This window comes from Shinella curvata (assembly GCF_022899935.1).
GTDB classification, from domain to species: domain Bacteria; phylum Pseudomonadota; class Alphaproteobacteria; order Rhizobiales; family Rhizobiaceae; genus Shinella; species Shinella curvata.
Genome location: NZ_JALJCJ010000010.1, coordinates 68,747 through 83,466 on the forward strand (window position 1 = coordinate 68,747; position 14,720 = coordinate 83,466).

Consider the following 14,720-nt stretch of genomic DNA (forward strand, 5'->3'; position numbering starts at 1 on the left):
TGACGAATATGCTTGCAATTCGAGCAATGCCGCTCAACATACAGGGTATCCATGGCGACGGGAACGGTCGAGTTTTTCCAAGCATTACAAGAGCTTTCGGCTCATCGCGTTTGACGATGGAGGGCCGGATTTGGTCGTCCATGCCTCGGGCCTAATCTAGGGCGGACGCCTTCGAGTTAGTTCAAAGGTCAGCCACGAACTTGGTCAGGACCGCAAGTCCTGCATATCGAATGGAGAACGTATGGAAGCCGAGAGCCTTGGCGGCTGTGGAGCGGGAAAGCTCAAACCGATGGTTCAGTTGATTGCCGCCGTCGACATCGATCTATATCGGAGCGGCCGCCAGCAGCACCGCGACAGGAACGGTTATTGCCGACGCGCTGATCGCCAACGCCGTCGCAAACCTGATGATGCGGGCACGCCGCGCGCGCCGGGGATCCCATTCATACGCCATACAAAGTCCCTCCGGCGAGGAAGAAAGCATGGGCAGCGCGCGGAGTCCATCCGTGCGGCTCGGTGGTCCACTTCTGGAACGCTTGCCATTGCGAAGCTGCCTGCTAACCCACGCTTTAAGCTAGCAGAGTGTACGCGGATCGATGGGATATTTACCTCGATACAAAACGGTCGAGCATCTGTTTGAGTTGATCGTTTTGCAGACGGAGTTTTACTCCCAACTGCGAACGTAGCTCCTGAATCTCGTGATCTAGCACCCGAAATGCATCAGATTCACTTGGCGTTGTCTGCTTCGCTAAGCTGACTGCTCGAGCCAAGTCGCCCTTATGAACGGGCGCTTGGACCTTGTTCTTCCTTTGAGCGCTCGACGATGGGGCACCCTGCAGATCTCTCCGCTTGGCTCCTCTGGTGCGTTTTGGCGCCAACGTGCGGCCTTCGCCGGCTGAGAGTGCGGCACGCACGTTTGCGGTATTCAATGGCGGTAGGTCTTGGCGGCCGCTGTCTGAAGTAGCATCAGCGCGCAGCGCTGCCGAGGGCTCTGCTTCAGCGGGAGAAGCCACCCCTCTAGATGCCTCGGAAGCCGGGGAATTGGCGTTAGGAGCAAGCAGCTCGGCCTCATCAAGGATTTCGGCGGATTCGTTTTGCCCAGCGTCGCGCTGATCCGAATTGCTTCCGCGAGACAGAAATACGGTGAGAAGTTTCCATGGCGACCTTACCATCGCGTTTCAACTCCTACATCTATGTAGACTTTAGGTCACCTGTTGGGCAATTAAAACGAACCAAGCCCGTGCCAGCAGATGAGAAAAGTCGCATTAGCGAGGGCGGTCGGCGGAACAGCCTACCAATGCTCCAATATCGGCTCAATCGAGACCAAGTCGCTTTCGTAGATCAGCGTTTTCTTCGCGGAGCTTTCCAGCCAGTAGCTTCCTCAGCCTCTGGTTTTCCTGCTCGAGCTGGAGCAGATCCTCCATCTCATCACCCGCAGTTGTCACCGGCGAGACAGATTGCGTAGAAGACTGGACAATCCCCTCAACCGCAGCCTTTGCTTTGCGCCCGCCACGACGGCCAGCTGGCTTCACCTCGGCCGCAGCTATCTTGCTACCCCTCTTTGCGCGAGTTTTCTTAACAGTAGGCGCGTCGAGCAAAGCATCCGTCGATCCAGTGTCCGCTGCCACCTTCTTGGATCGCGGGCCACGCTTCTTGGGCTCAGGCGCCTTTGGCAGCGCAATTTCGGCCTCGGTGGAAACCTGTTCGCTCATGCTCGTATCGTCGGCCATCTGTTTCTCCAGTGCCAAGATTGATTTGGTCGTTTGCTGCGGATTTGCTGTCGACATGGGTGAACTCGATGCATGGTGTGCTATCGCGTCTGAATTAACGCGTGGTTCGCTTAGCCCGGACGCTTCCCCCTCGCCCGGTTGCGCAGCGAACTGGCGCAAGTCGAGGTTGCCCCAAATTGAGTTAGATTGCGGCGATGGTTTTCGGCGCGCGCCTTTGTACTCAACGGCAAAGTTCTTTTGTGGCTTTTTCAAATGTTCGAGGCTCCAAGAGCATTCACTTGGTCAAGCGCAGAAAGACATGTCTCGAGCAGAAATGCAAACTCTACGCCGTCCCAAGGTAGGGCGCGCGCACCCTCTGCGCGACGAAGGAATGGCCACGTATCTGGCGCTCAGGACGACTATGGGCCTACTGCCTCTGTTCCGCGGGAAAGACGATGTCCTGATCAACAAGGACGTTGAACTTGTAACCCGGTCTTATCTGAAGCGTTGGCTGGACATTGAGGTTCTTCGAAATGGTTTGCTCGGCGACGCGGCCGAACGATTCGGCGAAGTTTCTGCGAGCAGCGTCGGAAGCAGTATCCTGCGTTGCCAGTGTCGAGCTCTCGGGGGCCGCCTTATCAATACCTGTACCGATTATGGCAATAAGTGCAGCGGATCCGAACGTTCGCCAGAGGTGGCGATCAACCTTGTCCTTGAACCCGCCGTATCCTTCCGCGTCCGTGCCTGCCATGCCACCGATTTGCAATGTCGAACCGTTCGGGAATATGAGGTCGGTCCATACGACGAGAACGCGCTCCTGACCGAAAGACACCTTGGAGTCATAGCGACCGAACAGCTTGGCGCCTTGTGGTATCAAAAGCCGATAACCGGTGGCACTGTCGAAGACGTTTTGACTGACCTGCGCGGTGATCCGCCCTGGAAGATCAGAGTTCAGGCCGGTGATGAGCGTGGCAGCAATGACCGAGCCGCGCTTCAGCTCGTATAGCGACATTTGCGGCATCACCCGGTTCGGCAGGTAGCCCAGATCCTTGATGTCCTGATTGAAGAAATCTTCCTTGGTCGCTTGCCCGTTGGGATCGACGTTTTGCCCGAGTAGCCCGGACTTCATGGCGGTGGCGTAGAGATCGGACGCGCTGTTCGTTGCGAGGTTGCCCGGCTGGTTCCGATCGTCAGCGATCTTCGTGTTCTCAGCAACCTCCGATACGTCGACCTTAAGAGGCGAGTCGAAGGCTGTTGCTCTTGCCTGTAGTCGCGCCATACGCTGACGCTGGGCTTCACGGATGTACTGTTCCTCCTGCTCTCGCTTCAGCCTTGCCTTCCATTCCTCCTCTGGTTCGAGCCTCGACCGACGGTCCTCTTGCACCTCCCGTCGCTCAACAGCCGGCTCTTGCCTCTCCTCCGTCCGGACAACAACCGGAGTGGGTTGAAAGATCTCCTGCTTTTCCCGTTCGCCGATGATCCCGTCGGTCACGCCTCGCTTCAACTGGTCGCCGAAATTCGTTGCGGGAGTGCTGGAAGCACTGTTGAGGTCGCCATTTCGATTGAACGTGAGGCCACGCCAGGAAAGTCCGATGACAACCACGCCAAAGAAGAGGACGATGATTGCGATGGCGATGATTATCGGGAGGCGATTGAGCCGGCGCATACCCTGCTGGCTATCCGAGCGTGCAGAGGTACCAAGTTGGAGCGACTGGACCATAGGGATGCCTCCTTAGTTTCGCTGCATGACGGAAAGAGGGCTGGACGGCGTCGCGCCGGCGCCGGTCACAGCGTAGGTCCGCCCAAGCGCGACAGATGGCGTCCCGAGATGGCCAAGGACCTGCCCGTCGAAACTATCCAAGGAGTAGGATATCTCGACCGGCTTCTGATCCTTTGCCACCTTTCCATTTGTGATGACGGTGTAGCCCAAGGCCTTTAGCGCTGCCTCCAGTGCCGTCGCATAGTCCGTCTTGTCATTTTCCATTTTGATGGATGTCGTGCCGGCCGGTCCGATCCGCTCGGCAAGGCGGCTTGCCATATCGCCGGCAATCGCGCTTGCAGCAGGACCTGTGACTACGACTTGGGTCGAACTGGTGATCAGCGCCTCTTCTGTGCTTTGGCAGCCGGAGGCGAGCGCGGCAGTGAGAACGAGTGCAGTAAGCGTTCGCATAGTTCACCCTCCCCGGCGAATGGTGATTTTCTGTTGGCGCCAGCCGACGCCAGACACAAGGATCGCCTTATCGACCGCATAATCCACGATCATCATGTCGTTCTTCATTCGATAGTTGACGATGCGGTTCTGCCCGCCGCTGACCACGAACAGGACCGGCGCGTCCTGCCCCGATATGGACTTCGAAAACTGGATGTAGGTTTTGATGCCGTCGGAGTAGACCCGCTTGGGCTTCCAGGACGCGCTGCCGCTTACTGAATAGGAAAAGTTCAACTTGTCCGGCGCGGTGCCTGGAATTCCACCCGTCTCGAGCCTCGCGTTGATGTCTGCGAGCTTGGTAGACGTGTCCTCCGGATATTCGAAACCCACGCGGGCCATGTACTGACTCGGGTGGGACTTCAGCTGGATATGGTAGGTTCGCCGCGACGTCGTTACGACCATTGAGGTGACGAGGCCAGACTCTGACGGCTTGATGATGAGGTGGATCGCCTGCCCACCGGTCGCGCCCGATGTCGCGGGCTCTACCTTCCAACGAACGGTGTCTCCGACAAGGACGTCACGGACAATTTCGCCACCCTGTAGTTCGATGTCGCAGACCTGCAGCGGCGAGCACACCACAGAAGGCTGCGTTTCGCCGAATAGAAAAATGACCTTGCCATCCGGTCCTGTGGTAACGAGCCCAGGCGTTCCCCGCCATTTCCGAGAGATGCTCGTTCCCTTGACCTCGTTCGAGGTCATGGTCTGCGCAATCGCACCGTCGACAAGGACGAGTCCGGCCATGCAGCCGACGGCCGCGATCAATCCAGTTCTGTGCATATGTATTCCCCTGCCCTTAAAGCTGCGCGGTCCAGTCGAAATCCTGGACATAGAGACCGATCGGATTGAGACGGATAATCGCCTCGTCCTGCGGCGCCGTCAGTGCCACTGTCGCAATGCCCCGGAACCGGCGCGTGCCGGTTTCCTTGCCCTTGCGATCGCGCTCGTATTCCGTCCAGTCGATCTGATAGGTCTGGTTGGAGAGCGCGACGATGTTGTTGACCTCGATGGCGACAGTCGATGTCTTCGCCCGCTCGAAGGGCGAGTTCCCGCGAAACCACGCATTGATCTTCTGTGTCGAAGGGTCCGACGTACGAAGCAGGGCGTAGGTGCGGTCGATGTATTGCTTCTGAACCACGGCATCGGGGGTGATCGATTTCAGGCTGGTGACGAAATTCCCAAGCGTTGCCCGGACAACCCGGGCGTCCGCGTACTCGATCTGCTGCGGGAAGCCTGATGTCACCGAGCTTCCGAGTTTGTCTACCTCCACTATGTAAGGAACGAGCTTGACCTGTGTGCTGAGATACATGGCATAGCTGAAGCCGATCACCGCCATGGTCAGGCCAATGATACCGACAATCCGCCACGCTCGGGCGGCCTGCACATAGGATCCATATCTTTCCGTCCACTCTTGCCGGGCGGCAAGGTACGGGCTTTCAGGGACGCGGTTTGCGGCCATGCAATTTCCCTCTCGATTTACAGTTTGTCTTTGCGTTCCGGCGTAGTGGGTTTACCGCCCTGCCCACCTCGACTGCCGTCTAGCTTCGCGTTGGCGAGACCGAGCAGGGAGCCGGCATACGCGCCTGGCGAGCCGATCGCTTTTTCTTTTGCAGCCGACCCGGCCGCCTTCGCACCGGATCCGATAGCCGCTCCGATACCCCGGAGCGCAGCGCCCGCCGTCGACGATCCCGCCGCACGAGCGGATTGCGCTGCCGCAGCACCTGCCGCTGCAGCTCCCGCCGCGAGTGTCGCGGCTCCCGCTGCGAAAGAAGCGGCCTGGGCCCCATGGCGGATGGTTTCCATGCCGCCAGTGACAGAAGCGCCCTGGACAACCCCTTGGATGATGTTTGGGACATACATCGCGATAATGAAGACCACGACCGCGATGCCGGCGATCGCCAACGCTGTCTGAAATTCGTCACCAACGTCAGGCCGGTTTGCCAAGCTAATGAGGACTTCGGATCCGATCCGAGAGATCATCACCAGCCCCATCAGCTTCATGCCAACAGAGAAGGCATATACCAGATATCGTATCGCGAAGTCCTTTGTGAAGGACGACCCACCCAGGCCGAGCATTATCATCCCTGCTAGGAGACCGAGGTACATCTCGACCATCACCGACACAAAAATCGCAGCGACAAGAGAAAACGCTACAACGGTTACTACCATTGCGAATGCCGCAGATATTGCGAGCGCATTATCCTCGAACAGTCCGAACTGGACTTTTTCTGACATTTTTGTCGCGACCACGAGGCCGGCGTTGAAGACATCGGCAGGCGACGCGGTCCCACCGTTGGCGCCGATCTGAAACAAGCTATCAACAACCGACTTAGCGAAAGTCGATCCTTCCGCAAGAACGAAGGCGAAGAATCCTACGAACATGATCCGACGGACGAGTTCGGCAAACCAGCTATCGAGCGATGCGGCCTGTAAGGCCAGCCACACAGCAGCGATGCCAATTTCGATGCCCGCCAGAATCCAAAAGAGTGACCTTGCGGCTTGCATTACTGTGGTTTCCCAACCTTTTGCCGCCGAGGTAATCTCCTTTTGCAGCGCGGTGAGAACCGAACCTTCCTGGGCCAGCGCCGGCTGTATCGACACTAATAGGAGCGTAGTAAGACCAGCAGCGAGCTTGATCCACTTCAAATCGGGTGACATGTCCATCACCACTCCACCTTCATCTTCTCGCCGCCGGATGTCGAAGGTGGTGTCGACCTGAAGAATTCTTCACGACGCTTCTGCGCTAAGTCTTTGTCCGTCTGTTCAGACTGAAGCCAGGTTCCCATCATCGTCATCTGCTGGGACACGAGACCGCGAAGCTTTTGCATTTGGCTGATCTGCTGCGCGGCAATCTGATGACCAACCTGCAATGCCTTCATCTGGCCGTCGGCCGACTCCGACATTCCGCGCAGCGAGTTCATCGTGCCTTCTTCACTACTGAACTGATCTGCCGTCAGGTTGGCGGCCTTTAGGGTGCTGGCGATCGTATCCCGGTTCGTATCTGACCAGCTTTGATAGCTCGACGAGAAGCTCTCGGCATTTGGCAGGTTGGTCTTGAGGTCGGCATAACTCTGGAAGCGCTGTTTCAGGACGTCGTCGGCATTGCCCATCGAAAAGGAAATGCTCTGACCCTGTTCGACTATATCCCTGAGGCGGTTCAAGTCGCCCTCGACCTGACCCCAGATGTGATCGGGAAGCTGCACTGTGTTCTGCAGCATGTTCTCGTAGATTTTCAGCTGGTTCTGGATTTGCTCCGCCACCTGGCCGATCTGGGTAATTTGATTATCGACCTGGATCCCGGAGCTCTTCATAAGATCGATGAGCTGCGCATTGTTCGCAAGCTGCGTCCATTCGGTTGCGGCTCCAGTGGCCGATCCAGCCCTAGCAGTCGGGTTGGCTCCGAAAGTCAGGGCGCTTGCCATCAGGACGGCAAGCCAATTACGCGAAGCTGGATAGCGATACGGCATCGTAAACTCCTCTCGATTCAAGCCACTTGGTCGGCCAGGAATGGCCATGCTCTGCCTTCAGTGCGCGTATGCGCTTCAGGTCCTCTTTTCCGGACGCGCCGACGAAGCTGAGCGCGACCGGCCCTAGCGACATGTCGAACAAACGCCGTCCATCAGGTGTGGCGACGTAGTATTCTCGCTTCGGGATGGCGCTCGACACGATCTCGATCTGGCGCTCGTTGAAGCCGATCCGCTCGTAGAATTCGCGTGTGCCGGGTTCTCGGGCTGCGCCGTTCGGGAGGCAGATTTTCGTCGGGCAGGATTCCTTCAACACGTCGATGATGCCGGACCGCTCCGCATCGGAGATCGATTGTGTCGCCAGCACGACGGCGCAGTTTGCTTTGCGCAGGACCTTGAGCCACTCGCGGATCTTGCTTCGAAATACCGGGTGGCCGAGCATCAACCAGGCCTCATCGAGGAGGATCATGCTTGGAGAGCCGTCCAGACGCTTTTCGATGCGACGAAACAGGTAGGTCAGGACCGGCACCAGATTGCGTTCGCCGAGGTTCATCAGGTGCTCGATTTCGAAGCACTGGAACGCTCGGAGCGTCAGGCCATCCTCCTCAGCATCGAGCAACTGACCCATGGGGCCGTCGACCGTATAATGATGTAGCGCGTCCTTGATCTCCCGCATCTGGACGCCACTTACGAAATCCGAGAGCGATCGACCCTGTGCCGTCGCCATCAAACTCACCTGCCGTGAGATGGCGTTGCGGTGGTCGGGTGTGATGGTCACCCCCTGCAGGGCAACAAGCATCTCGATCCATTCGGTCGCCCAGGCGCGGTCGCCATCTGCCGACAAATCGTAAAGCGGGCAGAACGACAGCGCCCTCCCCTCCTCCTCATGGTCTCCACCGATCTCGTAATGATCGCCGCCGGAGGCCAGAGTTAGGGGTAGGAGGGAGCTGCCTTTGTCGAATGCGAAGATTTGGGCGAATTCGTAGCGCCTGAACTGCGCGGCGATCAGCGCAAGAAGCGTCGACTTGCCGGAGCCGGTTGGTCCGAAAATGAGGGTGTGGCCGACATCGTCGACATGGAGGTTCAGACGGAAGGGTGTGGAGCCGCTGGCAACCTGCATCAGCGGTGGGGAGTTTAATGGATAGAATGGGCAAGGCGCGACGGGGTTGCCGGACCACACCGAGTTGAGGGGGATCAAATCGGCAAGGTTGCTGGTGTTGATCAGCGGCTCCCGGATGTTTGCATACCAGTTTCCCGGTAAACTGCCGAGGAACGCGTCGGTCGCGTTGAGGGTCTCGATACGTGCTCCGAAACCTTCCGCCTGAACAAGCCGCCGGATCGCCTCCGCCTTCTCCTGCAGTGCTTCGCGGTCCTCGTCGAAAAGGATGACGACCGGGGTATAGTAGCCGTAGGCCACCAGCTGCGATGATGCCTGGGCGATCGCATCCTCCGTCTCGGCCACCATGGTCATGGCGTCCTGATCGACGGAACGGCTCTGGGTCTGAAACAGCTGGTCAAAGAAGGGCCGCACCTTCTGCTGCCACTTCTTGCGGGTTCGCTCGAGTTTTTGCCTGGCCTCCTCCGCGTCCATGAAAATGAAGCGAGATGACCACCGGTAGGTCAAGGGCATCAGGTCGAGGCTATTGAGGATGCCCGGCCAGCTCTCGGCCGGCAGGCCATCGATCGCTACGACGCCGAGGAACCGGCTCTCCATCTTCGGCGTCAGCCCGTGTTCGAGCTCGGCCGTGGCGATCCAGTCGAGATACATGGGCATATCCGGCAGTCGGATCGGATGATTTTCCCCGGTGATACAGAAGCGGACAAACTGCAAGAGCTCGTCGTATCTGGCCGTTCGCTCCCCTCCCCGCTCGCTAACCTCTCGCGTCGCCATCCGGATGATGGAAACGGTGTTTGCGAGATATTGCTCGATCTCGCGGATGGCGTTCTTGAACACGAAGAGCACCGTGTCCGCGTAGGATCTTTTGCGGCTTTCCTCGTCTGAGTAGATGTATTTGCTGAGCGCTGTCTTCTTGGACTCGAGGGGTCGATATGTGAGGACGAGTGCATGCTTGCTTTCGAAATGCCCCTGCTCCCGGCCGAAATGCGCGCGGCGCTCAGCGTCGATCGCTCGCGTGACCGGATCCGGAAAATGGCAACGGTCCTCTCCCGTGTAGTCCACAGTCGGCACCCTGATAGCCTCGACCTGGATCATCCATCCGCTGCCCAGGCGCGAGAGAATGGCATTTATCTGTCGCGAGAGTTCGTTGCGCTCCACGTCTGTGGCACTCTCTGAGTCGGGACCGGCAAAATACCAGCCGGCCATCAGACTGCCGTCCTTCAGAAGAAGAACACCATTGTCTACCAGGCCGGCATAGGGGACGAGATCCGCGAACGACGGTCCCGTGGCTCGAAAGCGTTTCAGCGCTGCCATAGCCGTCTCCTCAGAACTTCCGCCACGGCGAGGTGGTCGGCTTGTAGTAGGGCTTGTAGGAAATGTGCCGGGCATAGACCTGCCGCATTAGAGGATCGGTCTTCGCCATCATCCGCAGCACACCAACGATCACGATCCAGACCGCAACGCCGAAGAGTGCGGAATAGACCGTTAGAACGACGAAGATCAGGATGACCGCGGCTAAACCCGTTATGAGGACAAGCTCGCGGTCGGCCCCCATCAGCAGGTTCGGCCTGGAAAGCGCGCGGTGAACCCGGTTGCGCTGCAGCCCGGATTGGTAGCTAACCATGTCTCCCCTCCCCTGTCCCGGCAGGTTGGAGAGTGGAGATCAAATCCTGTGATAAGCCAATCGAGGCGCCGGTCGCGCCGAAGAGGCCCACAATTGTGGTGGCACCAAGCAGGATGCCGGCGACAAGGACGACGTACATCAGGCGCCGCGCAAAATCGTTCAGTTCCCCGCCAAAGATCAGCATGCCGCCGGCGATCGCTACCGCTGCCAGCGCGATATAGCCGGCCACAGGTCCGGTGATCGATTCCTGGATTTTCTCGAGCGGGCCCTCCCACGGAAGGCTGCCGCCCGAGCTTGCTACGGCCTGCATGAAAGACGTGAGGATGATTGGCACGGCGACGATAGCAACCACGAACGGTCGATTTTTACGCAACATGGCGCGCGTCCTTTTTTTCTGTTAGCTGGTCGGATTGGATTTCGTATTCGCCGTTGGCGAAGCGATCGACGTGGATGACGTCACGAACCCGCCTGTCGCGCGGCGTGCGCTCGATCGAAACGATCAGATCAACGGCCTCCCCGATGACCTCGTGCATGGGTTGATGGCTGGCTTCAGCGGTCAGCTGCTCGAGACGTCGCAGCGCGGACGTCGCGGTGTTCGAATGGATGGTCGCCACGCCGCCAGGGTGTCCCGTGTTCCAGGCCTTGAGCAACGTGAGAGCCGCACCGTCACGGACCTCGCCGACGACGATCCGGTCGGGCCGCAGCCGCATTGTGCTCTTGAGCAACCGGCCCATGTCGACGGCATCACTGGTGTGGAGAAGCACCGCGTTGTCGGCCGCGCACTGGATTTCTGCTGTATCCTCGAGGATGACGAGCCGATCTTCCGGCGCGCTTTTGACGATCTCGTCGATCACGGCATTTGCCAGCGTCGTTTTTCCAGAACCTGTTCCACCTGAAATGATGATGTTGAGCCGCGACGCGATCGCGCTTCTGATCGTTCCAGCCTGCAGCTCCGTCATGACGCCGCCGCGAACATAGTCATCGAGTAGAATGAGACGTGAAGCACGCCGGCGTATGGTGAAGGCCGGCCTTGAAACGATTGGAGGCAGCAGGCCTTCAAACCTGTGCCCCCCGATCGGCAGCTCACCGGAGATGATGGGGTGGTCCGTATCGACCTCCGCATGAAGAGCGTGCGCAACAGTCCCGATGACCATCTCCGCCGCAGCGGACGACATCTCACCTGCCGGCGCCACGCCGTGGCAAAGCCGTTCGATGAAGAGCTTGCCGTCGGGATTAAGCATGATCTCGACGACGTTGCTGTCATCAAGTGCGACGCAAAGCTGGTCACCAAGCGCCTCCTGAAGTTTGCGCACAAGTCGGGGATGGGAGCGAAGCTGAGTCACTTGCTTCTCCTCAGGCTGCCTGACCGAAGGGGGAAGTGATGAGCGAGCGATAGCGCTCGGGCCGGAGCCGCTCGAATGCGGCTTGATCTGCCAGCAAGGTGCCAGCGACGGCTGTTGTCACGCCGATTTTTTGCGGCGGTGCCAGGCGATGCAGCGGCCAGCCGACACGGGATAGGATCCGCTCAAACCGCAAATCTGTAACTGTGACGATCTCGCTGTAGCCGTTGGCGATCGACCATTCGATGATGCCGGCCAGCATCGAGAGGGTAATTTCATGGATTGCGGTTTGGCCCCTGCCCTCGCATTGGGTGTCGACGCAGAACCGAGAGCTTTCAATCAGACCGGCGTGGGAGTGTAGCTGCCCTCCGGGAATAAGTGAGGGAAAGATATCCTGAACCATGGTTGGGCCGTTTGACGGTAGGAGCCGTGCGCATCCCGCGACGCGGTCGTTATCGAGAACCGCGAGAACATACGTGGGGCCTAAAGCATCGAAGCGATCGATCTCAATCCCATCCCTGACAATGACCTCCCAACCCAACCTGTCAGAGAATACCTCCGCTCGAAGCTTGTGCTGCTTCCAGAGCAGTTGCCTTTCGCGGGGGGTTTTGGGGATCGAGATCGCAGCTAACCGCATCAAATTCTCCGTCGTTAAGTGACGACTGGGAAATCAGCACAGTTCGGATGCGAGCGTCAGTTGTAGAATCCTACATGCTTTGGCAACTGAGTCGCGGAGGGCGGACGTCGGTCCTCCCGGCCGCTCTTCATTTTCGACGTGATCTCCAGCCTCGAATTTGTTGGATCCACAGTAAAGCAACAATGATCCTCAAGCCGCAGTAGCTTGGCTAAGTTATAGGAGATAAAGGGGTAATTCGGATTGCTCCGCGTTTCGAGCGTTTTCCCGTTAACCTTTTGTTAACCTAAAATCCCTTGCTCAAAATTCAGAATCGGCTCTAATGGCTAGCGGCGGAACTTTACAGGTTTCGCGAAAAATACCGCCACTTGCAGAAAATGGGTTTTGAGATGGCGAAGGCCGCCGCAAAAACAGCACCAGTCGTCGAAGGATTGACTGCATTGATGGAGCGTCATGCCGACGCCCTTTCGAGCCAGCTTCAGGCACATCATCTCAAGGTTTTTCCGCCGACATCGGAAAAAGGCATTCGCTCTTTTGCGCCGTCAGAAGCGTCAAAACTGCTTGGGATCGGTGAGTCTTATCTCAGGCAGACTGCGTCGGAAATGCCAGAATTACATGTCAGCATGAGCCCGGGCGGTCGACGCACGTTCACGATAGAAGATATACATTCAATCCGTGAGCATCTGGACCAGATCGGCCGCGGGAACCGACGCTACCTACCCCATCGTCGCGCGGGTGAGCAGCTTCAAGTTATTTCGGTGATGAATTTCAAAGGCGGCTCGGGCAAAACGACGACAGCTGCGCATCTCGCGCAGTACCTGGCGATGCGTGGCTACCGTGTTCTGGCGATCGACCTAGATCCCCAGGCCAGCCTCTCTGCCTTATTCGGTAGTCAGCCGGAAACCGACGTTGGTCCGAATGAAACACTCTACGGTGCCATCAGGTACGATGAAGAACAGGTTCCGATCGAGCAGGTTGTCCGAGGCACGTACATTCCGGATCTCCATCTGATTCCTGGCAACCTTGAACTGATGGAGTTCGAGCACGACACTCCTCGCGCACTGATGAAGCGCAAGGAAGGCGACACGCTTTTTTACGGTCGGATCAGTCAGGTCATTGAAGACATCGCTGAGAATTACGATGTTGTCGTTATCGATTGCCCTCCTCAGCTTGGCTATCTCACGCTTTCCGCGCTGACGGCCGCAACGTCGATCCTCGTGACCGTCCATCCGCAGATGTTGGATGTCATGTCAATGAACCAGTTCCTGGCGATGACATCGAATTTGCTGCGAGAAATCGAGAATGCAGGCGCCCAATTCAAGTTTAACTGGATGCGCTACCTCATCACGCGGTTTGAACCGAGCGATGGCCCGCAGAACCAGATGGTCGGTTACCTGCGTTCGATCTTCGGCGAAAACGTCCTCAATTTCCCAATGCTCAAGACGACGGCGGTTTCGGACGCCGGTCTGACAAATCAAACCCTCTTCGAGGTTGAACGCGGTCAGTTCACGCGCTCGACCTATGATAGGGCCCTGGAGGCCATGAACGCAGTCAATGACGAGATCGAAACTCTGATTAAAAGAGCATGGGGCAGAACCACATGAGTCGAAAGCACCTCCTTGACATCTCCGTGGACGTACCCGACGCGACAACAACGGCTGAACAGAAGGCGGCCAAGACTCGTGCCATGCCGCTTCTGGGCGTGGCGAGAAAAGAGCGCGATCCGGCCACGAAGCTGACCGCGAACATCGGCAACGCATTGCGCGAACAGAATGACCGTCTTGGGCGTGCCGAGGAAATCGAACGACGCCTCGCTGAAGGTCGGGTCGTAGTCGAGCTGGATGCATCATCGATCGAGCCGTCCTTCGTCCAGGATCGCATGCAAGGTGACATCGATGGACTTCGTGCTTCAATTCGCGAGCAAGGACAGCAGGTTCCGATTCTGGTGAGGCCGCATCCGGTTCAGCCGGCCAGATATCAGGTTGCTTTCGGACACCGCAGGCTGCGCGCCGTCTCAGAACTGGGATTGCCGGTCAGGGCGGTCGTTCGCGATTTAACCGACGAGCAACTGGTTGTCGCACAAGGTCAGGAGAACAACGAGCGCGAAGACCTCACTTTCATCGAGAAAGCGCGTTTCGCCCACAAGCTCAACAAGCAGTTCTCACGTGATATCGTCATCGCGGCCATGTCAGTGGACAAAAGCAACTTGTCGAAGATGCTTCAACTCGTTGATGCCCTTCCCCCGGAACTGATTGATGCTATCGGCCCTGCTGCGGGCGTTGGACGACCGAGTTGGCAGCAACTGGCAGAACTGCTGGAAAAGGCTCCATCTTCTTCCGACCCAATCAAGTTCGCCGCCTCGAACGAGATGCAGGCACTTCCCTCGGCGGACCGGTTCAAGGCGGTGGTCGATCACCTGAAGCCGCGTCGCATCGCGCGCGGACTGCCAGATGTTATGTCGACCCCTGATGGCGACAGGCTTGCTCAGGTGAGGCAGAGCAAGAGCAAGGTAGAAATTACGATTGACAGGAAAGCGACGCCCGATTTCGTGGCTTTCGTACTCGAGCATTTGCCGGCGCTTTACCAAGAGCATCGCGCAAAGCATCAACGGAAACAGGGAGAGTAATCC

The 14,720-nt window shown here is 58.0% G+C and carries 14 protein-coding genes; 2 read left to right on the forward strand and 12 right to left on the reverse strand.

The window, feature by feature from the left end; genetic code table 11:
- Window positions 1-1,310: 1,310 nt before the first annotated feature.
- The 12 genes from MUU55_RS27450 to traI form a co-directional block, all read right to left on the reverse strand.
- Window positions 1,311-1,727 carry an MreC domain-containing protein gene (locus MUU55_RS27450; RefSeq protein WP_244763947.1) on the reverse strand — a complete coding sequence of 139 codons (417 nt, stop codon included), beginning with the start codon at window positions 1,725-1,727 and terminating at the stop codon, window positions 1,311-1,313.
- 406 nt (window positions 1,728-2,133) lie between these two features.
- Window positions 2,134-3,426 carry an IncP-type conjugal transfer protein TrbI gene (trbI, locus tag MUU55_RS27455; protein WP_244763948.1) on the reverse strand — a complete coding sequence of 431 codons (1,293 nt, stop codon included), beginning with the start codon at window positions 3,424-3,426 and terminating at the stop codon, window positions 2,134-2,136.
- Between the two features lie 12 nt (window positions 3,427-3,438).
- Entirely contained in the window at window positions 3,439-3,876 is a 438-nt protein-coding gene (trbH, locus tag MUU55_RS27460; RefSeq protein WP_244763949.1) for a conjugal transfer protein TrbH, read from the reverse strand.
- A 3-nt stretch (window positions 3,877-3,879) separates the two neighbouring features.
- Window positions 3,880-4,692 (reverse strand): P-type conjugative transfer protein TrbG, encoded by an 813-nt coding sequence (gene trbG / locus MUU55_RS27465; RefSeq protein ID WP_244763950.1) that lies wholly within the window; start codon window positions 4,690-4,692, stop codon window positions 3,880-3,882.
- A gap of 16 nt (window positions 4,693-4,708) precedes the next feature.
- The gene (locus MUU55_RS27470) at window positions 4,709-5,371 is read right to left on the reverse strand and encodes a conjugal transfer protein TrbF (RefSeq protein WP_244763951.1); all 663 of its coding nucleotides are present in this window, start codon (window positions 5,369-5,371) and stop codon (window positions 4,709-4,711) included.
- 17 nt (window positions 5,372-5,388) lie between these two features.
- On the reverse strand, window positions 5,389-6,570 hold the full coding sequence (gene trbL / locus MUU55_RS27475; RefSeq protein WP_244763996.1) for a P-type conjugative transfer protein TrbL: 1,182 nt from the start codon (window positions 6,568-6,570) through the stop codon (window positions 5,389-5,391).
- 5 nt (window positions 6,571-6,575) lie between these two features.
- Entirely contained in the window at window positions 6,576-7,379 is an 804-nt protein-coding gene (trbJ, locus tag MUU55_RS27480; RefSeq protein WP_244763952.1) for a P-type conjugative transfer protein TrbJ, read from the reverse strand.
- Window positions 7,351-9,807: a conjugal transfer protein TrbE gene (locus MUU55_RS27485; RefSeq protein ID WP_244763953.1), complete on the reverse strand. Its 2,457-nt coding sequence runs from the start codon at window positions 9,805-9,807 to the stop codon at window positions 7,351-7,353. The genes trbJ and MUU55_RS27485 overlap by 29 nt, the downstream gene beginning before the upstream one ends.
- Before the next feature lie 10 nt (window positions 9,808-9,817).
- Window positions 9,818-10,117, reverse strand: coding sequence for a conjugal transfer protein TrbD (locus MUU55_RS27490; protein WP_244763954.1), 300 nt, complete (start codon window positions 10,115-10,117; stop codon window positions 9,818-9,820).
- Window positions 10,110-10,493: a TrbC/VirB2 family protein gene (locus MUU55_RS27495; protein ID WP_244763955.1), complete on the reverse strand. Its 384-nt coding sequence runs from the start codon at window positions 10,491-10,493 to the stop codon at window positions 10,110-10,112. Before MUU55_RS27495 ends, MUU55_RS27490 begins: the two co-directional genes overlap by 8 nt.
- Window positions 10,483-11,460, reverse strand: coding sequence for a P-type conjugative transfer ATPase TrbB (trbB, locus tag MUU55_RS27500; protein WP_244763956.1), 978 nt, complete (start codon window positions 11,458-11,460; stop codon window positions 10,483-10,485). Before trbB ends, MUU55_RS27495 begins: the two co-directional genes overlap by 11 nt.
- Window positions 11,461-11,470: 10 nt before the next feature.
- Entirely contained in the window at window positions 11,471-12,094 is a 624-nt protein-coding gene (gene traI, locus MUU55_RS27505; protein ID WP_244763957.1) for an acyl-homoserine-lactone synthase, read from the reverse strand.
- 386 nt (window positions 12,095-12,480) lie between these two features.
- Between traI and repA the strand changes: the two genes are divergently transcribed.
- On the forward strand, window positions 12,481-13,695 hold the full coding sequence (repA, locus tag MUU55_RS27510; RefSeq protein ID WP_244763958.1) for a plasmid partitioning protein RepA: 1,215 nt from the start codon (window positions 12,481-12,483) through the stop codon (window positions 13,693-13,695).
- Entirely contained in the window at window positions 13,692-14,717 is a 1,026-nt protein-coding gene (gene repB / locus MUU55_RS27515; RefSeq protein WP_244763959.1) for a plasmid partitioning protein RepB, read from the forward strand. The genes repA and repB overlap by 4 nt, the downstream gene beginning before the upstream one ends.
- Window positions 14,718-14,720 lie beyond the last annotated feature (3 nt).